Raw genomic sequence first — 19067 nt, forward strand, 5'->3', positions numbered from 1 at the left:
GCCCTGAAACAACCAAGAGTTTCTTGCTTCTTTTTTTGCAAAAAAAGACGGTCTTGCTCAACCTTTGTGCGCTATTGCCTGGTCAGCCGACGCACAGCCTCGACAATATCGGCTTCAGCCGCACAATAGGAGAACCGCACGAAATTACCCCCGCGCGCAGGATCGAAATCGTGACCCGGCGTTGTGGCGATGTGCTGATCATGCAGCAGTGACCGGCAGAAATCGCTGCTGTCCTGAAGGCTGCTGCTGATATCGGCGTAGAGGTAGAACGCACCATCCGCGGGTGAGAGGCGATCGAACCCGGCGCGCGGCAAGGCGTCGAGCAATAAGGCGCGTGAGCGTGCATAGCCGGCGTGGCGCGATTGCAGCTCGGCGTGGCAGTCAAAGGCGGCGAAGGCGGCGGTCTGTGAAATATGCGGCGCGCAGATAAAGAAGTTCTGAGCCAGGCACTCGACCGGACGGATCAGATCATCGGGCACAACCATCCAGCCGACTCGCCAACCGGTCATCGAGAAATATTTGGAAAAGGAATTGATGATGATGGCGGACGGGCTGAACGATGCCGCGGTGACGGCAGCTTTGCCATAGGTGAGGCCGTGGTAGATTTCGTCACTGATCAGGCGGATGCCGTTGGTGTGGCAGTAGCGTGCGAGGGATGCGAGATTGTCGGGTGACAGCATCGACCCGGTCGGGTTGGCGGGCGAGGCGATCAGCAGCCCGTCGGGTGGTGGATCCATCGTTTCGAGCATCGTGACGGTGGGTTGAAACCCGGTTTCGGCGGTGGCGGGCAGCAGCACGGGCTGGATGCCGAGTGCCGTCATGATGTTCAGATAGGGCGGGTAGCACGGCGTCGCGAGGGCGATGCGGTCGCCCGCTTCGAACGCGGCAAGAAACGCAAGCGGAAATCCCGCCGAGGCGCCGGAGGTGACAGCGATGCGCCCGGCAGGGAGCGTGAGATCGTACCAGTCGATGTAATGCGCCGCGATCCGAGCGCGCAGGTCTGCGCGACCCAGCGCTTCGGTATAGCCCAGCGGTTCAGTGGTCTGCATGGCCGCGGCGACCGCGGCGCGCACGCCGGCAGGCGCGCCTTCGCCGGGTTGGCCGACTTCCATGCGGATGACGCGTCGATCGGCGGCCGCCGGCGTGGTGGCGAGGGCGTTGGCCGCGGCGATCACGTCCATCACCAGAAACGGCGGCACCGAGGCGCCGGAGCCAGTTTTCAGCGCCATCGGCCGATTATTTCGACCCGACGGCGAGGCCGAAGGCGCGTGGATCGGCGGCGGCGGCACAGGTCTTCGGCGCGCCAGGCAGCAGCCCAGCGCAGGCGATCACATTGGCCCGGCCGGGCGCCGGAACGGGCTGGGGCATCGGCGCCGCGCTGCGTACAGCGTTGGCGAGCCCGGTGGCGACGGCCATTGCAGCACCCTGTTGGCCCGAACCGGTCGCGATGGCGCGGAAGTTACTACCGCGCGTGGCAAGTCCCACGGCGAGCAGCGGCGGCGTGATGTGAGCCGGTGTCGCGGCCAACAGAATCCCCGTGCCGGGCGCGACGCGGCCGGTACCGAACAGATTGTTCATGGTGGTGGCGCAGCCGACCGCGCCACCCCGATCATCGAGCGTGGCGAAGCTGGCCGAAGCCGGCAGGGTGGTCAGCGCCGCGCCGTGCCGCGCGGCTTGGGCGGCGGCGAGCGCGCGCTGCCCCGCAAGCTCGATCGCCTGCGGGTTCTGCGCCAGCGCTTCAATCCCGGCAGCCGCGCCGATACCGCCCGCATTGGGCGTAAACGCGAGACGATAGCCAAACCGGCTGATGGTGATTGGGGCCGCATAGGCGGGTTTGACGGCGCGCAGGTCTTGCATGGTCAGTCCTGCCCCTGCCTGATTGGCGGCGGCCACAAAGGCGGTTGCGAGTGCTCCCTGGGTCAGGCCAAGCGCGCCGCTCGACTGTAACTGGGTGAGCGTGGCCGCCAGATCGGGCTGGCGCATGATCATGCCCGGCTGCAGTAACTGGCCGCTGGGCGATGCAAAGATCGCGCGCGCGGCAGGGTCGGCCAGCAGAGCGTCGCCAACCACCGCCAGATCGGCGCCAAACGCGCGCGAGACGGCGACACCGCCGCCCGCCATCGCCTCGGCGGGGGCCAGATCAGTCGCGAGTGGCAAGCGACCGAATCGGGCTTGCAGGGCAATCAGCCCCCGCGCCATCTGCGGCACCGCAGCCGGGCGGCTGGCCCCACCGCTGGATTCCGGTGCGGCCTCTGGCGGAAAAAGCAGGGCAGTCGGCTTGGCGTTGCCCCCGTCCGATGTGGGCAGATCGATCAGGCAGGCCGCACCGCCGCCAAGCCCCGCGCGTGACGGCAGGGCGACTGCCAGCGCGAAACCGGCGGCGGTCGCGGCATCGGCGGCGTTGCCGCCTGCGTTAAGGATCTGGCGCGCCGCAAGTGCCGCCTGGGGCACCGGTGCGACAGCAAAACCGACGACCGGCTTTACAGGCGCGGGTTCGCCGAGCTTTGGTTGATCGCTGCCGAACACACCCTGTGTGACGCCGCAACCGGTGAGCAGCAAACCAAGGGCAAGGGGGGCTGCGCGACGCAAAGTGACCAAAGTTGCCATTCCTCAATGATGGTGTCGAACCAAGCCGCAAGGCCATAACCGCGTTCGCCTGGGTGGGCAACCTTATCTGATATTGGATGAGGTGCTGGTGCTGTCAGAGGGAATTGAACCCTCGACCTCCTCATTACCAATGAGGTGCTCTACCCCTGAGCTATGACAGCGCCGCGAGCGATGCACCGAACGTCGTGCATCGCCGCGCGGGTATATCCAAAGGGGGGGGGGGACGCAAGCAGGGCCGCTGGAATATGAGACGATGCAGAGCGATGAAGTTTCGATTGCCAAGTCTTCATTTTCGCACAGACAAATCGTCTTGCTCGATCGGTGTGATGCGACCAAATGCGCATTATGAAAGATCCCGAGGGTCCAATCATCGATATGACTCCGTCAGGGCAGTTTGCGCAGGAACCGATTACGGCTCCAGCGTTGGGGACCATCGTGCTGCGGGTGTTACTGTTCACGATCGCGCTCGGGTTTGCCGCGTTGGCGTTTTGGGTCGCTCTGTTCACTGTGCCGATCCTGATGATACTCGGGTTGGTCGGCTACGGCTGGTTTCGGTTCAATGCGGCCCGGGGCCGTTTCCGTTTCAACAAGATGACCGTGAGTCATATCGCCCGTTGGCGTTAGGACCGGTGCAACGATCGATGACTGACCTAACATCATGGCACTGCAGTCTTAACATTTGGATTTTTCCTATTTTTTATCGTCTACTGTTCGATGCTTTGGGTGTTTTGCTGATTTGCAATTTCACGGTGTAGTTGCCAGCTCAGATCTTTCGAATTTATCGCGATCTGACCATGTTCACTGTTGCGGTCGCGAATGATTTTTACTAACACTGTTTGAGCTTCAACATTTCGATAAGATCATTTTCATGTGGGTCATCCGTTGTCTCCAGGCTTGCCGAGCCGCCGCCATCGCACACCCTGCAGCGGTTGGTATCCCAGCTGCGGTCACCACCGTGGGCGCGGCCGCGGCCCTCGCCGTAATGTTTTCATCGCCGCCGCCCAAGCCGCAACTACCATGCGGATGCCACCAGGTTTGGGTTGCTCCAACGTTGCCGATGACGCCCGCGACGTATGGGAAAGTAATGAATGCGGCCGGTAACGCAGCTTTGGCTGCAATACCTCTTGCCAACGCGCCCGGCGGCGACGTGTACGCGCCTCAAGGAAACTTAACACCTGCCAACTTTCTGACGCCCAGCTCAGTGTCGCCCCCCTTGCCAACGGGGCCGATTGCCCCCACCAGCAGCCCCGTTCCAGTCCCTGAACCGGCGAGTGCCGCTTTGCTGCTCGGGGCCCTCGCCGCGATTGCATTACTGAGGAGAAAGCGTACACCCGGCCGCTAGCGGATTGGCGCAGGATCTGCACTGCTTATCAGATCTTCGGCAAAGTGGCCTGTTGAACGTCTTCCACCTGCCTGGAGGGTGGAATCGGTGCGAAATATTCGGTTGCGAGGTCGTCTGCAAGCATATCGAGACTGCTGATGCACTGTTTGAGCGTTTCCGTCAGATCGACCGCATCTCTGGCTGCGACCGCGCCGGAGAGACGGCGGAGATCAACCGTAATCCGATCGGCTGCCACCGCTCTCTCAAAAGCGCCGATGCGGCGCAGGGCGAGACCCAGCGCTTCTGTTTGAAATGCCAAGCTACGCGGGTAATCTGCCGCACCGATCAGCAGACCGATCGCGGTTTCCGGCAGGAGCGGGCCGGCATTGACGAATTCGTAAGTCAGCTGCGCATCGGCAAGTTCGATTGCCAGTGCCAGGCTGGGATCGAGCCGCGCGAGCGACCCTGCCAGCAGGACGGTCAGTGTCTCGGCCAGGGCTTCCGCACGCTCCAAGCGCCGGCCAATCTCGAGAAATACGAACCCACCGCTGCGTGATGCGTCCTCGGCAATTACGCCGTTGAATGTCGCGACAAATTGCATGCAGGCGGTGAATGTGCGGCAATCATCGCTCAGGGCTAGCGGAATTTGATCGAGCGCACCTTCGATGATCCGCCGCATCGATATGCTGAAGCGTTCGCCGCACTGGTCCAGCAGGCGGCGTATATCAGTCAGCAGCCGGGTAAGCGGTTTGGTGCGCCCGAGGCTTTCGTGCAACCGGCGCGCGGATAGGAATGGTCCGATAATCTCATCGGGTATCAGTTTGGCGCTGACCAGGCAGGCGGCCAGGCTTTCGCGCTGCGCCGCTTCATGCGGGAGGTTGCTGGCATCGACGAACCGCGGCAGGGCGATGGCAAGAAGCCGTGCTGCGCCATCGAGGCGTTCGACCATGCGGCCAAGCCAGAGCAGGTCATCGGCGAGGCGGCTCGGCAGATCCATTGCAGCCTTGCGCGTGGTCCGTGGTGCGTTGCGGTGGGCAGGGCCACGGGATGCCCGATCTGGTTCTTCGGCATCGCGGTCGCCGGAATCAATCACCCAAAGATCTTTGATCAGAACGCTGCCATCGGTGCGGGTTGCATGGCCCAATCCGCCGGGCAACACTAGCCAGAACCCGTCGATCCGTAAGGCATACAGGCGGACCGTGATGGCTGCGAACTCGAATCGCGCAGCGGCGCCGTCCTGCGTCAAACGGATCGCAATCGGTGCCTGGTCGGCATCGATGGTGCCCAGGCTCGCGCCCTCATGATCCCCCAGTTGGAGTGGGCGCCCACGTAGCCGATAAAATAAATTTGAGAAACATGATTTAAATTCAGGTAGTTGCAGAACTCCGCTGCCAGGAATGTTGAGCATCGTCAGCGCGTTATTGCGCAATGCGCGGAATAGTCCCGGAACGCCATGTGACGGTGGACCACCTTGTTCCAACGGATCGATTGACAGACTCGAGGCTTGGCGCAGCAGAAGATGTACCGGGGTGGAACCGGCCAGGGTACGCAATCGTACCGCCCCGCCCGAACACGATAAATCATCCGGGCGGAGGACGGTGCCGCCGAGTTGGCGCGCGAGCAGACGGGTGTCGGCCATGTCTGCGTCCGCTTCCGCGATCAGCCCGATCGGCCCGCCCGCCGCCATGACGTGCAGCATGTCCTGCAGCGTTTCAATCACCGGGCGCTGGCTCGCCAGGGTTACGGCGCCAAAGAGTTCGGGCATCACGTCGGCGACGAACCGGCGAATGGCGAGCGCCAGACCGAGCCCTGGCGCGCGGTCCGTATGGTCGCGCAGAACGCGGAAACCGCCGTCGGGGTAACGGATCAGATCGACGGCGTATGACGCGAGGCGGGGTGCGGTGAACCCTGGTTGACGGGCGAGTTGACGAATGAACTGCGGTGTCTCGAATAACGGATCGCCGGGTAGGCTCCCATCGGCGATCAAGGATTGGGCACCGTAAACGTCATCGAGAACGTCTGCCAGAAATTCAGCGCGCTCGACGATCGCCTCGGCCAGGGTCGCAAATTCGAAATCCATCAGCGGAATTGGGATCGGATCGAGCCGAAGAGACCGCGCGATGCCGCTCGGCGATTCGTATTGGGCGCGGCGGTCGAGTGCCGCGGCCCGCGCGGCGAACTCGTCCGGGCCAATCGCCCGCATAGCGTTGATCACCGGCCGCCATGGCGCCCGGATCTGGCCTTTTGCATCGATCAGGCCGCCGATGGCGTCTCCTCCAAGCATCGTTATGGCATATCAGACAGTCCCGTTCCGTGCGAGAGCGGCGTGGTGTCTAATCGCTTGGGACAATTTTCTTGTTGCATCGCGGCGGTGGCGTGACAAACATGAGACAGGCATAGAGGAGCGGATAATGGACGATGAACGCGCCGGGATCTTCGCAGGTTACGCTCCCGAACAATATTTTTGCGAGTTGACCCGCCAGCGCGCCGACGATGCCGGTGTGCCGGCGCTGGTCCGCGAGCGGTTGGGGCGGATCGGGGTCGATGCGCTGCGCGCCCGCGCTGATCTTGCCGAAACCGATCTGATCGACCTTGGAATCACCTTCACAGTCTATTCGGATGCAACCGCGATCGACCGGATTTTGCCGTTCGACTGTATTCCCCGCATTATCACACCATCGGAATGGCAGCAGATTGAGACCGGGGCGATCCAGCGGGTCACGGCGCTGAACGCATTTCTCAACGACATTTACCATGAGGCGAAGATCATCCGCGATGGCGTGATTCCGGCGGATCTGGTGTTCGGCAATGCGAATTATCGCCCCGAGATGCGCGATTTTGCGGTCAGTCACGGCACCTATGTGCATGTTTGCGGGATCGATATCATCCGCGACCAAAGTGGCGACTTCCGTATCCTCGAGGACAATGCCCGCACCCCGTCCGGCGTGTCTTACGTCATCGAAAACCGGCATCTGATGTTGCGCGCTTTTCCGGATTTAATGTCAGGCGTCAAACTGCGCCCGGTTGATGACTATGGCCGCCGCCTGCGCGCCGCGATGACCGAGATCGCACCGGCGGACGTCGGAGATCCGCAAGTCGTTCTCCTGTCGCCTGGCATTTATAATTCCGCCTATTTTGAACACGTGTTTCTCGCGCGCGAAATGGGCGTGCCGCTGGTTCAGGGGTCAGACCTGACCGTCGAGAACGACCGGGTCTATATGCGCACCACGTCTGGACTACGACGGGTCCACACTATTTACCGGCGCCTGAACGATGATTTCCTCGACCCTGAGGTGTTTCGCCCGGAGAGTATGCTCGGCGTGCCTGGTCTGATCCGCGCATGGCGGGCGGGGACGGTCGCGCTGGCCAACGCGGTCGGTACCGGGGTCGCCGACGACAAGGCGGTTTATGCCTATATGCCACGGATTATAAAGTATTATCTAGGCGAGGAGGCGATTATCCAGAACGTCCAGACCAATATTTGCCGAGAGCCCGAAGGGTTGGCCTATACGCTCGCGCATCTGGATGAATTGGTAATCAAACCAGTCGGTGAATCGGGCGGCTACGGTATCACGATTGGTCCGCGCGCAAGCAAGGCGGAACTCGAGGCTGCGCGTGCAGCGCTGATCGCCGATCCGGACCAGTGGATCAGCCAGCCGATGATCGCACTTTCCGTCGCACCGACGCTGGCCGAAGAGGGGATTGGGCCGCGGCATCTCGATTTGCGGCCGTTCGTGATTACCGGACGCAACAGCTGGGTCTTACCCGGTGGGTTGACGCGGGTGGCGATGAAGCGCGGCTCCCTGATCGTCAATTCGTCCCAGGGCGGCGGATCGAAAGATACCTGGGTGTTGGCGGGGGGGCAGTGACGATGCGAGTCGAACCGGTTTTGCTAGCGCGCGACGCCGAAGGCTTGTTCTGGATGGCCCGCTATCTCGAACGGGTTGAGAATCTGGCCCGGTTGATCGATGTGGTGCAGAGTTTCGAAAGCCCGGGGCGCGAGGCGGAGTCCTGGACAGCGCTCGTCGCCATCATGTCCGATCAGGATAAATTCGACAGCTACGAGGCTGCGAGCAATCCCGATGCAGTCAAACAACTCTATCTGCTCGACCGCACCAATCCCACCAGCATTCCCTTCTGCCTCGATAACGCGCGGACCAACGCGCGGACGCTCCGCCCGCTGATCAGCACCGAGATGTGGCGCCAGATCAATGTGTTCCATCGCTTCGTGATGGGGGTGAAGCCCGCCGATCTCGATGGTGACCGGCTGTCGCGCCTGTGCACGAAAATCAAGGAGTCAGTGCAGACCCATACCGGCATTACCGAAGGCACGATGTATCGCGATCAGGGTTGGCAGTTTTATCAACTGGGTCGGCTGATCGAACGCGCCGACCAGACCACCCGCCTGCTCGATATCAAATACCGCCTGCTGGTGCCACGCGACCGAGAGGCACGGCGCCTGACCGAATTGACCATGTGGAACGCGGTGCTGCGGGCCGCTGCGGGCTATCACGCGTTCAAGCGCCTCGCCCGGGCCGAATTTTCAGCGGAGGACGTGGCGGGATTTCTACTGCGCGATCCCTCGTTCCCGCGCTCGGTGTTTCTGTCAGTGCGGCGTGCGGAGTATCATCTGGATGAATTGCGCCGGGTACATCATGTACCCAACACCAGTGATGCGGTGGAGCAGGCGGAGTTTCTGCGCGAGTTCATTCTGGAGCGGCCGATGGATCAGGTGCTGGAAGGCGATCTGCACGGGTTTTTGGACATGGTGCAGATCCAATTGAGCGAACTGGCCGGCGCGATCGGGCGATCGTTCTTCCGCGACTGGCGCCCCGAAGCACTTGCAGCGCCAGCCGAGCAGGGCCAGACGCAGCTCGCCTAGATCACGCGGTCGCGAGACTGCTACGCACCGCTGCGCGGAGGACCCGCGCACGCTCTACCATGCCTTGCGGCTGAGTTTTCCGCCATCGGTCATCAGCGCATCGATTGCGCCGAGCACGCAACAGTGGAGCCTCATTGATGCCAAGGGGTCCAGGCTGAAAGGCAGTCCGAACGTCTGCCAGGCCGCGCGGCGATATTCGCGTCGTCCGACTTTCGCTGCGCCCCGCGAACCCTGGACTGTTATGGCTCCTGCCATCCGGGAAAAACCACGACAGCATTCGAGTCCGGGGATATAAAACCTAACTGAGGGTGATACAACTGAAGCAGCCGTTATCGATAAGGGGAGGCTTTGACAACGAACTAAGATCGTGTCGCGATTGCCGTCGGGGCGTTCATCTGCCATAGCGCCGGCGGCACCATCCTTATAGCGCCGACCAGGGGAGACAACGAACGTGCAAGCAATCAACGCCAGCGGACCCGTTCCAACAACAAAACAAATCACGAAGGTCGCGATCGCCAGCATCGTCGGCTCGGTGATCGAACAGTACGATTTCCTGGTCACCGGAATCATCGCTGCAACTGTATGGGGCGGCATCTTCTTCAAGCTCCACGCGCTCGCCGCCGTTGCTGCCGCAATCGGCGTCTACGGCATCGGTATCATGATCCGCCCTGTCGGCGCCTACATCTTCGGCAATATCGCCGATCGCGCCGGCCGCAAGAATGCCTTGGTCTACGCCCTCGTGCTGATGGGTGTCAGTACCCTGCTGATCGGCCTGACCCCAACCTACGCCACTATCGGGGTCGCCGCACCCATTCTGCTGATCGTGTTTCGTCTCGCCCAGGGCATCAGTTTCGGCGCCGAGTTCGGCACCGCATCCACCTGGGTGATCGAGCAGGCGGCTAATTCCAAATACCGCGCGTTCTGGGGCGCCTGGGTCGGCTTCGCGATCCCGATCGGCCTGCTGCTGGGCTTCGGGTCGGTAATTTTTGTTAAATCTCTGATGTCCGCGGCCGATTTTATCGCTTATGGCTGGCGCATCTTCTTTTTCATCGGCTTCGCTGTCGCCATCGTTGGCCTGGTTATTCGCCTGCGCACGGAGGACAGCTATCTGTTTGAAACGTTGCGCAGCGAGCGTAAAGTGCTCGATTATCCGGCCGCGCGTGTCTGGCGCGAAATGCCGCTGCGGATCCTGCGCACGTCGGTCGTCAATGCCATGTTCAGCGGCGCATTCTTTCTGTGTTTTGTCTTTGGCACCAGCTACATGAAAGTGGTTGGCTTCACCGCCGGCCAAGCCGAAGCGATCGGGCTGATCGCTGCCGCCGCAATGTTGATATTCATGATTATCGGCGCCTTCCTGGCCGATCGGCTCAGCCGCCGCACTGTCCTGCTCACGTCGGCCATCGTATTCCTGATTTTCGCGATTCCCTATTTTTATCTGATCAACACGCATCAACTCGTCCTCGCCGCGATTGCCGAAATCATTGGCTTCGGCTTCGTGTTCGGCTTCGGCTACGGTGCGATCCCGGCCTTCTACACCGAAAATTTTCCAACCCGCTACCGCGCCTCGGGTGCGAGCGCCGGCTATCAGATCTCGCAGGTCTATGGCGGCGGTCTGATCCCGATTCTGGCCGGCCTCATCCTCCACAGCGTCGGCATCAAGCACGCCTTTATCTATATCGGCCTGCTCGTGATGGCGTATGCGCTGATGGCAATCGTGGCGATCCTCTCCACCCGCGAAACGAAGGGGATCGACCTGTCTGATTGATCGCAAGACCTTGCCGCCTGCTGAACCATGACCACGTCGCCACGTAGGATGTTAGCCGCGGAAGTCGAAACCGAGACGTGGGATGTGTTGGTCGTGGGCGGGGGCAATGCGGCCCTGTGCGCGGCCATTACTGCCCGCGAAGCCGGTGCCCGCGTCGTGCTGCTCGAACACGCGCCACCGGCATTTCGCGGCGGCAATTCGCGCCACACCCGCAATCTACGCGCCATGCATGATGCACCGCACGGCGTGCTGGTCGATACCTATGGCGAAGACGAATACTGGGATGATCTGCTGCGCGTGACTGGCGGCGCCACCGACGAGCATCTCGCCCGCATGACCATCCGCGCCTCTGCCGCCGCACCCGCCTGGATGACTGCGCGCGGGGTCAATTTCCAGCCCTCCCTGACCGGCACCCTTAGCCTCGGCCGCACCAACGCGTTCTTCCTCGGCGGGGGGAAGGCGTTGGTGAACGCGTATTTCGCCACCGCCGAACGCCTTGGCGTCACCATCCTCTACGATACCGAGGTTACCAGTATCACCCTCGATGATGGTTTTGCGCGCGAGGTTACCGCAGTCAGCCGTGGCTTTCCACTCACCCTGCGCGCCCGCGCCGTGGTCGTAGCCAGCGGCGGCTTTCAGGCTAACGCCGCTTGGATGCGCGAATCCTGGGGCGAAGCGGCCGATAATTTCATCATACGCGGCACGCCCTACGCACAGGGCACCGTGCTGCGTGACCTGCTTGGGCAAGGCGTGCAACACGTGGGCGATGCCACCCAGTGTCACGCCGTCGCCATCGATGCGCGCGCCCCGAAATACGACGGCGGCATCGTCACCAGGCTCGATTGTGTCCCCTTCAGCATCGTGGTCGATCGCGACGCACAACGGTTCTATGACGAAGGTGAAGACGTCTGGCCGAAGCGCTACGCCATCTGGGGCCGCCTGGTGGCGCAACGTCCGGGCCAGATCGCGTACTCTATTATCGATGCGAAGGCAGAACCCCTGTTCATGCCCTCCGTCTTTCCCGCGATCCGCGCCGATACCATCGCCGAACTGGCACGCCAGCTCGGCCTCAATCCGGCAGCACTCGAAGCGACCGTCAAAACCTACAACGCGGCCGTGGTGCCCGGTGTGTTCGACAGCAGCAAACTTGATTTCTGCCGCACCGAAGGGCTCGATCCGCCGAAGACCCATTGGGCCCGCGCCATCGATACGCCGCCCTTCATCGGCTATCCGCTGCGCCCGGGCATCACCTTCACCTATCTCGGCGTGCAGGTGAACGACCGCGCCCAGGTCCTGATGCAGGACGGCAGACCCGCCGCGAACCTATGGGCGAGCGGTGAGATAATGGCCGGCAATATCCTGGGGCAGGGCTATCTTGCCGGCTTCGGCATGACCATAGGCACCGTGTTCGGCCGACTCGCGGGCGAGGAGGCCGCACGTTATGCCAGAAACTGACAGCGCACTGTCGACGACCATGACTGAGGCGCGCCGCGTCATGGAAATCTGCAACGCGTGCCGCTACTGCGAAGGCTTCTGTGCCGTGTTCCCGGCTATGGCGCTCCATCGCGACTTCGCCAATGCCGATCTCAATCGCCTGGCCAATCTCTGTCACAACTGCAAAGCCTGCTACTATGCGTGCCAATACGCGCCGCCGCACCCGTTCGGCGTCAACGTGCCGCAGACTTTCGCGATCCTGCGCGACGAATCGTACCGGGCCTATGCCTGGCCCCGGCCGCTCGCTGCCGCCTTCGCGCGCAACGGCACGGTCGTCGCACTTACCACCGGCCTTAGCCTCGCGTTGGTCCTAATCCTGACGGATTCGTTGACCGCACCTGGAATTCTGATACGCGCCTGGACCGGACGCGATGCGTTCTACCGGGTAATCCCCTGGGCCGCGATGTCGGGCATCGCCGCAATCACGCTGTTGTTCTCGATGCTGGCACTGACGATGGGAGGCATGGCGTTCTGGCGGGAGAGCAGACCGGACCGCCCGGTTACCGGACGCGCTGTGCTGCGCGGTCTGCACGACGCACTGACCCTGAAAAATCTCGGTGGTGGCGGCCATGGCTGCAATGATCGTGATGGCGCCTTCTCTACGCTCCGGCGCCGGTTTCACCATGCTATGGCCTATGGCTTCGCTGCCTGTTTCGCTGCAACCAGCGTCGCCGCATTTGAAGCCTACGTGCTCGGCCTACCCGCGCCATATCCCTGGTTGAGCGCCCCGGTCATTCTCGGCGTCGTCGGCGGAGCAGGGCTGCTGGTCGGCACCTCCGGCCTGATCGGTCTTAAATTCACTACCGATCCCACAGCAACCGCACCTGCCCTCCTTGGTGCTGACCTCGCCCTGCTGGCCCTGCTGTGGTTTGCCGCTGCAACCGGCATCACACTACTGCTATTTCGCGCCTCTGCGGCTATGGGCCCACTGCTCGCCCTGCACCTCGGGTTCATCCTCGCGCTGTTCATAGTGCTGCCCTACAGTAAATTCGTCCATGCAATATACCGCACCCTGGCTTTGATCGCGCGGTAAGCGCCGCACAGTCTCCGCCTTGCCGCCCGCATTCCGCCATGATTCAACTGTTGAACGATCGCATCGGTATCGCGGAACCTCATGCTATGCACCATCGCTCCCTGCTCGACCTCGCCGTTGCCGCCATCGGGCTGACCCCGGTTGGTCATCGCACCGCCATTCCGTCACAGCGGGGGGCTGTCGACCCGGTCGGCACGACGCAAGCGACAATCGACGATGACTGGCTGACCAGCCATTGGATTGCCATGCCCGAAGCCCAATTTGGCGACAGCGACGCCGTGGCCTGAGGGATCCGGGGCGCCGGGTCACTCTGCCGTCGTTCCGTTACAAGCCTATGGTGCAACCGTTGCAATGATCAGGTCGCCGTCTTCCACCAACCATGCCGCCGCCGCACACCGTCAAACCGCGGTCGGTGCCAGCCTGGCGGCCCTTGGCGTCTTTATCGCCAGCCTGATCGCGCGGCTATATCATCTGGGCGCCAAACCATTCTGGCTCGATGAGATTTTCACGGTCCAGCGCTCATCCCTCCCGCTGCCGGGCGTCATCGCTAATTCCCTCCGTCATCATCATATTCCCACTTTCTTCCTGCTCGAACACGCAATGATCGCCTCCGGCGCCGGCGCTGGTCCGGCCGCATTGCGGGCCATCCCGGCAATCGCCGGCGCCATCAACGCCGTGCTCGTCTTTGCCATCGCATGGAAAATCGGCGGCCGCGCCGCCGCCGTGCTCGCGGGCCTGTTGATGGCCTTCGCACCGTTGCAGGTCGGCTTCAGCCAGGAAGCCCGCTCCTACACCTTGATGATGACCTTGATTCTGCTCGGCCTCGATGGTCTGATTGGCCTCGCGCTGGCACCCGATGCTTTGGGGCTGCCTCTGCGCGATCGCCGCGCACCGCGCGCCGCCTGGGCAGTCTTCGGATTAGGTACGCTTGCTGCCCTCTGGACGTTGGGCGATGCGATTCCATGGCTGATCACGGCGAATATCGCAATGGTGGTGGCAATTCTGCCGCGCGTGACCGCGCGCCGGCGGTTTCTGGCCAACTGGAGCATGATCCAGTTCGTCATCATTATCGCGGCCGCTCCCGGTTACATCGCGATGCTCAAAGCGGTCCATGACCATGTCATGCGCAGCTTCAACTGGATTCCGCCGCTGTCAGCACGCGCCGGCTGGGCGGATGTCGCCAGTCTTTACGGCCTGCGCGACGCCACCATGGTGACCATGCGTCTCCTGCCGACGGCCTACGCTGCCCTGACCGCGTTGGCATTTGCCTTCGCCGCGCTCGGCACCTGGCGCCTGCGCCGCCAGCCTTCACCACTGGTCGTGCTCATCATCGCCTTCCTCGGTCTGCCGCTAAGTCTGGCGCTGATCTCATTGATCCATCCGGTCCTGCTGCCGCGCTACCTGCTGTGGAGTGCTGCACCGTTTTGCATTCTGGCGGGCTTCGGCATCGAAGTGCTGGCAAAGCGTGCGCAGAAACCGACGCTGGCGCTTGCTGTTCCGCTGTTGCTACTCAATTTGGCCCCCTATTACCATGCCGAAACCAAACCCCGCTGGGATGAGGCGGCCGCCCTGCTGGACAGCCGGATGGCCGCGGGCGATATGCTTCTGGTCAGCGACGGTGCGGCCCCGGCCATGCTCGCGTTCGAACGCAAATCGGGCGATCCGGTCGCCACACCCTGGCAAACCACCACGCATTTCAAACGGGCGATCAAAACTCTTGCTGCCGGCCACCGCGTATTTGCGGTTTACGGACCAGCAGGGCAGGGCAGGGAACCCAACGAGGCACTCTTCTTTGCCAAGGTCGAAGCGCTTGGCGGCACCGCCGCCCCGATCAGCGCCGGCAAAGAAATCACGATCGAACAGATCGATCCGGGCTCGCCCGGCGTCGTCGCCTGTTCGGATAGCGAGGCCGCGACGGCGCTTTGCCAGTAGCGCTGATCAGCCTGCAGACCGCATCGTGACGGCAGGCTTGGCATCGTTATGCCGCCCGCGCAGCAACAACACCACACCGATCAAAGTGGAGGCCACGAACAGGGCGATGCCGACCTCGATCTGGGTTGCACGCGCAATCCGGCTACCCGAGCCGAGCAAGGCGAAAATCACCGTCTGCGGCATGAACCCGGCTGCCGAGCCCAATAAAAACCCGCGGGCCGGCACCGCCGATACGCCAGCCAGAAGGTTAAGCAACAGATTATTGCCAACCGGCATCAACCGCAGCGTCAGCGCACTGATGAACGGGCTGGTCGTCAGTAACCGGTCGAGCCGCAAGGCCCGCCCGCGCAGGCGCGCCTGCACGAAATCCCGGGCAATCCACCGCGCCCAGTACAGATCGGCCGCGCACCCGATTACCTGAGCCACCAGCGCCATACTCGCGCCGATCGTCACCCCCCAGGCATAACCGGCGGCGAATGCCACGATCTGCCTTGGTATTCCAACGGCGCAGGCCAGCGCGCCGAGCCCGATGAACAGGCCGATGTCGCTGATATCGGCGTGGCTGTGCGCATGCGATTTCAGGATATCGCCAAACGGCAGCAGCCGCAGAGCGAGCGCCCCACCTGTCAACCCGACCACCAGCAGCGCCGGTTTGGCGAACGGCTTCAGACCGATCGAGCGTGCGACCATGTCGTTTGCGCCTAATGGCTGTGTTCAAGTGGCCGCGCCGCAATACGCTCATCAACGTCAGCCGGCGCATGGGACTGCGCCGTTACGCCAATCATGATGTCCGGCCGGTTCCATCGGCGCTGCAGCCAGGCCACACCGGCCAGATCGACGATACCGACTTTCAGCCTGCCCCACGTGCCATAATGCGATGCCCCGGCCTGACGCGGCCGATGTCTGACCGGATGCGATATCACCACACCGCCGGCGCGGATCACCAAGGCCGGCAGGAAGCGATGCATATGATCAAACTGGGGCAGGGACATGAATGTCTCGCGCCGGAACAGTTTCAGGCCGCAACCGGTATCAGGCGTTGCATCGCCCAACAGGCTTGCGCGCACCTTGTTGGCAATCCGCGAGCTCAGCAGCTTGATGGCGTCGTCCTGACGGCGCTGACGATGCCCGGCGACCAGCACGGGCGCACCCGGGCGCTCCTCGCGGCGCGCGGCCTCGAACATCGCGGGAATATCGGCCGGATCGTTCTGACCATCACCATCGAGCGTCGCAATCCACGTCGCGTCGGCCGCGCGCACCCCGGTAATGATGGCCGCACTCTGGCCGCAGCTGGCCCGATGCCGAATGACCCGCAAATCCGTAGTCAGGAGCGCCTGGGCTGCCAGGATTGCGGCTGACGCATCGGAGCTACCGTCATCGACATAGACGATCTCATAATCGAAGCCTTGCATTGCGGCGCGGATTTCCCGCAACAACGGCTCGATATTGGCTGCCTCGTTGTGCACCGGCACGACGATTGCAATACGATGATTGGCAGCGTGTTCCATGTCTACGATTCCTGACTAATTCGATTAACTCCAGGCATTTTGTTGGCCAATTCAGGCGGATCTGTGGCCGATCTGTGCGTGCCGCATGCCGGGGTAAAAGCGTGATCCGGCATACCAGGCCACAATCTCAATATATTTTTACTTTCCATAATATTTCTTCTACGATCTTTGTGCGCGCGCTGACCTGGCAGATCAGGCCTTGCCTGGTTGTAACTTTGTTTTGCCTTCACCTTCCCCAAGTCCCGTACATCAACCAGGAGATCATCATGACAAGCAAAGCCATTCGCCAACCCAACCGACTGATCCTCGCCCTTGCGGCCAGCGTGCTGCTCACCGGGATCGCGGTCATTGTGCCCGCACACGCCCAGAGCACCACGACTGCGATGTCGCATTCGACCAAGAAAGATGCCGGTGCGGCTGCCCGCCATCAGACTGCGATGAGCGGCCATAAGCGGACGCTCAAACACACGTCGCACACCCGCATTCACGCAACATCCTCGCACATGAAACATCATTCGCACGTCTCCAAGACGATGGGCCACAAAACGGCGCATCAGAACCAGGCGGTCGGCGCCACTTCAAAAACACCCTGAGGCTAATGGATCTCCGGCTCCGGCACCGTGCCGGGCCGCTGGAGAAAATCGAAATCACAGCCCGTGTCGGCCTGGCCGATATGGGCGGCTGCCATTGCACCATACCCCCGCAGATACCGCTGCGCCGGTGCCGCCCACACCGCCCGCCGTGCGGCAAGGTCGTCCGCGCTCAGCCGCACATCGATCGTTCGCGCGGCGACGTCCACCGCAATGATGTCGCCAGTGCGAATCAGTGCGAGCGGCCCGCCAGCGAATGCTTCGGGTGCCACGTGCAGAATACAGGCACCATAGCTGGTCCCGCTCATCCGCGCATCGGAAATCCGCAGCATATCGCGCACGCCTTGCTGGAGTAGCTTTACCGGAATCGGCAGCATCCCCCACTCCGGCATCCCGGGCCCACCCAACGGCCCGGCATTACGCAGCACCAGGACATGATCGGCCGTAACATCGAGCGCCGGGTCCGCCACGGCGCGTGCCATCGCATCGTAATCATCAAACACCAAGGCCGGTCCTTCGTGCTTGAGCAAACGCGGCTCCGCGGCCGATGGCTTCATCACGCACCCGTCCGGCGCCAGATTGCCGCGCAGGACCGCCAGCCCATCGGCCTGTGACACCGGATTTCCCACCGGGCGAATGACATCCTCGTTCCAGATCGTTGCGTTCTGAATGTTTTCTCCCAGCGTCGCCCCGTTCACCGTCGGCGTTGATAAATCAAGCCGGTCCGCCAGCCGGGTCAAAAATGCAGTCAGCCCACCCGCGTAGAAAAAATCCTCCATCAGATACGCGCCTGACGGCCTGATATTCGCGAGGACCGGCACCCCCGCAGAGAGCGCGTCGAACCGGCCAAGCTCAAGCGCAATCCCGGCGCGCCTCGCCATTGCAATCAAATGGATGATCGCATTGGTCGAACCCGCCAGCGCCGCACTCGCAATAATCGCATTCTCGAAACTGGCCAGGCTCAGAATATCGGTCAGCCTGCGCCCCTCCCACACCAGATCAACCGCGCGCCGCCCGGTCGCGGCCGCCATGCGCGCATGGCCCGCATCCGGCGCCGGGATCGATGTCGCGCCCGGCAGCGTGAGCCCCAACACCTCGGCGAGCGAGGTCATCGTCATCGCGGTGCCCATCGTCATGCACACCCCGTCAGACCGCGCAATGCCGGATTCCATCTCCGCCCATTGCGCCTCGGAAATATTGCCCGCACGCTTTTCGTCCCAGAATTTCCAGATATCCGAGCCCGAGCCAAGAATCCTGCCCCCCCAGTTACCCCGCAACATCGGCCCGGCCGGCATGAAAATCGCCGGCAAACCGGCGCTGATCGCCCCCATGATGGTCGCTGGCGTGGTCTTGTCGCATCCCCCCATCAGTACCGCCCCATCGACCGGTAGCGAGCGCAGGGTCTCTTCCACCTCCATCGCCAGCAAATTCCGATAGAGCATGGTGGTCGGCTTTACGAAATTCTCCGGCAGCGCCATCACCGGCACCTCGACCGGAAATCCCCCCGCCTGCAGCACGCCGCGCTTGATCGCCTCGACCCGTGCGGGAAAATGCCCATGGCAATGTGCCAGCCCGTTCCACGTGTTGATGATCGCGATCACCGGCCGGCCCGCCACCTCCTCAAGGTCGAAGCCAAGCTGGCGAATGCGTGACCGATGGCCAAAGCTGCGTAAATCGCTCGCTCCCAGCCACCGGTAGCTACGCAAGGATGTCGGGTCACGCTCGTCCATCAAATGTCTCCTGGTTCCTGAAGGCCGGACGGAGACTCATGCCCGCGAAAGCGGGTGCCCGCAAATCCATCTGTCGGACGACAGAACCTGAACGCGTGTTCGCCTGAGAGCCACTCGTGCGAAAACATATAGGTAAAATCCGAATCTACACGCACAGGCGCAGCACGATTAATAATAAAAAACCGCGCTATACCAATCCCAAAAT

Annotated in this window: 16 protein-coding genes and 1 tRNA gene; 10 read left to right on the forward strand and 7 right to left on the reverse strand. The window is 62.4% G+C overall.

The window, feature by feature from the left end; all coding sequences use genetic code 11:
- Positions 1 to 71: 71 nt before the first annotated feature.
- The 3 genes from AruPA_RS05795 to AruPA_RS05805 all read right to left on the reverse strand — a co-directional run bounded on the left by AruPA_RS05795 (position 72) and on the right by AruPA_RS05805 (position 2768).
- Positions 72 to 1229, reverse strand: a complete 1158-nt coding sequence (locus AruPA_RS05795) for a pyridoxal phosphate-dependent aminotransferase (protein ID WP_265635692.1) — start codon at positions 1227 to 1229, stop codon at positions 72 to 74.
- A gap of 7 nt (positions 1230 to 1236) precedes the next feature.
- A complete protein-coding gene (locus AruPA_RS05800; protein WP_265635693.1) occupies positions 1237 to 2607 on the reverse strand; it encodes a gamma-glutamyltransferase in 1371 nt (456 codons plus the stop codon).
- Between the two features lie 86 nt (positions 2608 to 2693).
- Positions 2694 to 2768 (reverse strand) — tRNA-Thr (locus AruPA_RS05805).
- Between the two features lie 184 nt (positions 2769 to 2952).
- Here AruPA_RS05805 and AruPA_RS05810 point away from each other — a divergent pair.
- Positions 2953 to 3231 (forward strand): hypothetical protein, encoded by a 279-nt coding sequence (locus AruPA_RS05810; protein WP_265635694.1) that lies wholly within the window; start codon positions 2953 to 2955, stop codon positions 3229 to 3231.
- A 460-nt stretch (positions 3232 to 3691) separates the two neighbouring features.
- Positions 3692 to 3949 carry a PEP-CTERM sorting domain-containing protein gene (locus AruPA_RS21770; RefSeq protein WP_408858576.1) on the forward strand — a complete coding sequence of 86 codons (258 nt, stop codon included), beginning with the start codon at positions 3692 to 3694 and terminating at the stop codon, positions 3947 to 3949.
- 28 nt (positions 3950 to 3977) lie between these two features.
- Here the strand turns inward: AruPA_RS21770 and AruPA_RS05815 are convergent, their stop codons facing one another.
- Positions 3978 to 6212 carry a circularly permuted type 2 ATP-grasp protein gene (locus AruPA_RS05815; RefSeq protein WP_265635695.1) on the reverse strand — a complete coding sequence of 745 codons (2235 nt, stop codon included), beginning with the start codon at positions 6210 to 6212 and terminating at the stop codon, positions 3978 to 3980.
- Between the two features lie 127 nt (positions 6213 to 6339).
- Between AruPA_RS05815 and AruPA_RS05820 the strand changes: the two genes are divergently transcribed.
- The 7 genes from AruPA_RS05820 (at position 6340) to AruPA_RS05850 (ending at position 15034) form a co-directional block, all read left to right on the forward strand.
- Complete coding sequence (locus AruPA_RS05820) at positions 6340 to 7797, forward strand: circularly permuted type 2 ATP-grasp protein (RefSeq protein WP_265635696.1); 1458 nt, start codon at positions 6340 to 6342, stop codon at positions 7795 to 7797.
- Between the two features lie 2 nt (positions 7798 to 7799).
- Positions 7800 to 8810, forward strand: a complete 1011-nt coding sequence (locus tag AruPA_RS05825) for an alpha-E domain-containing protein (RefSeq protein ID WP_265635697.1) — start codon at positions 7800 to 7802, stop codon at positions 8808 to 8810.
- Between the two features lie 451 nt (positions 8811 to 9261).
- Positions 9262 to 10575 carry an MFS transporter gene (locus tag AruPA_RS05830; RefSeq protein WP_265635698.1) on the forward strand — a complete coding sequence of 438 codons (1314 nt, stop codon included), beginning with the start codon at positions 9262 to 9264 and terminating at the stop codon, positions 10573 to 10575.
- Between the two features lie 48 nt (positions 10576 to 10623).
- Positions 10624 to 12030, forward strand: a complete 1407-nt coding sequence (tcuA, locus tag AruPA_RS05835) for an FAD-dependent tricarballylate dehydrogenase TcuA (protein ID WP_265635699.1) — start codon at positions 10624 to 10626, stop codon at positions 12028 to 12030.
- Positions 12017 to 13102 carry a tricarballylate utilization 4Fe-4S protein TcuB gene (tcuB, locus tag AruPA_RS05840; RefSeq protein WP_265635700.1) on the forward strand — a complete coding sequence of 362 codons (1086 nt, stop codon included), beginning with the start codon at positions 12017 to 12019 and terminating at the stop codon, positions 13100 to 13102. The genes tcuA and tcuB overlap by 14 nt, the downstream gene beginning before the upstream one ends.
- An 86-nt stretch (positions 13103 to 13188) precedes the next feature.
- A complete protein-coding gene (locus AruPA_RS05845; RefSeq protein WP_265635701.1) occupies positions 13189 to 13389 on the forward strand; it encodes a hypothetical protein in 201 nt (66 codons plus the stop codon).
- Positions 13390 to 13453: 64 nt separating this feature from the next.
- Complete coding sequence (locus AruPA_RS05850; RefSeq protein WP_265635702.1) at positions 13454 to 15034, forward strand: hypothetical protein; 1581 nt, start codon at positions 13454 to 13456, stop codon at positions 15032 to 15034.
- 6 nt (positions 15035 to 15040) lie between these two features.
- On the opposite strand, the gene AruPA_RS05855 is transcribed toward AruPA_RS05850, so the two are convergent.
- Both AruPA_RS05855 and AruPA_RS05860 read right to left on the reverse strand, forming a co-directional pair.
- Positions 15041 to 15724, reverse strand: a complete 684-nt coding sequence (locus tag AruPA_RS05855) for a TVP38/TMEM64 family protein (RefSeq protein ID WP_265635703.1) — start codon at positions 15722 to 15724, stop codon at positions 15041 to 15043.
- Between the two features lie 11 nt (positions 15725 to 15735).
- Positions 15736 to 16542: a glycosyltransferase family 2 protein gene (locus AruPA_RS05860; protein ID WP_265635704.1), complete on the reverse strand. Its 807-nt coding sequence runs from the start codon at positions 16540 to 16542 to the stop codon at positions 15736 to 15738.
- A gap of 101 nt (positions 16543 to 16643) precedes the next feature.
- Here AruPA_RS05860 and AruPA_RS05865 point away from each other — a divergent pair, with 101 nt between their 5' ends.
- Positions 16644 to 17135 (forward strand): hypothetical protein, encoded by a 492-nt coding sequence (locus AruPA_RS05865; RefSeq protein WP_265635705.1) that lies wholly within the window; start codon positions 16644 to 16646, stop codon positions 17133 to 17135.
- Between the two features lie 2 nt (positions 17136 to 17137).
- On the opposite strand, the gene araD is transcribed toward AruPA_RS05865, so the two are convergent.
- Positions 17138 to 18862 carry an L-arabinonate dehydratase gene (gene araD, locus AruPA_RS05870; protein WP_265635706.1) on the reverse strand — a complete coding sequence of 575 codons (1725 nt, stop codon included), beginning with the start codon at positions 18860 to 18862 and terminating at the stop codon, positions 17138 to 17140.
- Positions 18863 to 19067 lie beyond the last annotated feature (205 nt).

Origin of the sequence: Acidiphilium sp. PA, from assembly GCF_026191915.1 — a bacterium.
Taxonomy (GTDB): Bacteria; Pseudomonadota; Alphaproteobacteria; order Acetobacterales; family Acetobacteraceae; genus Acidiphilium.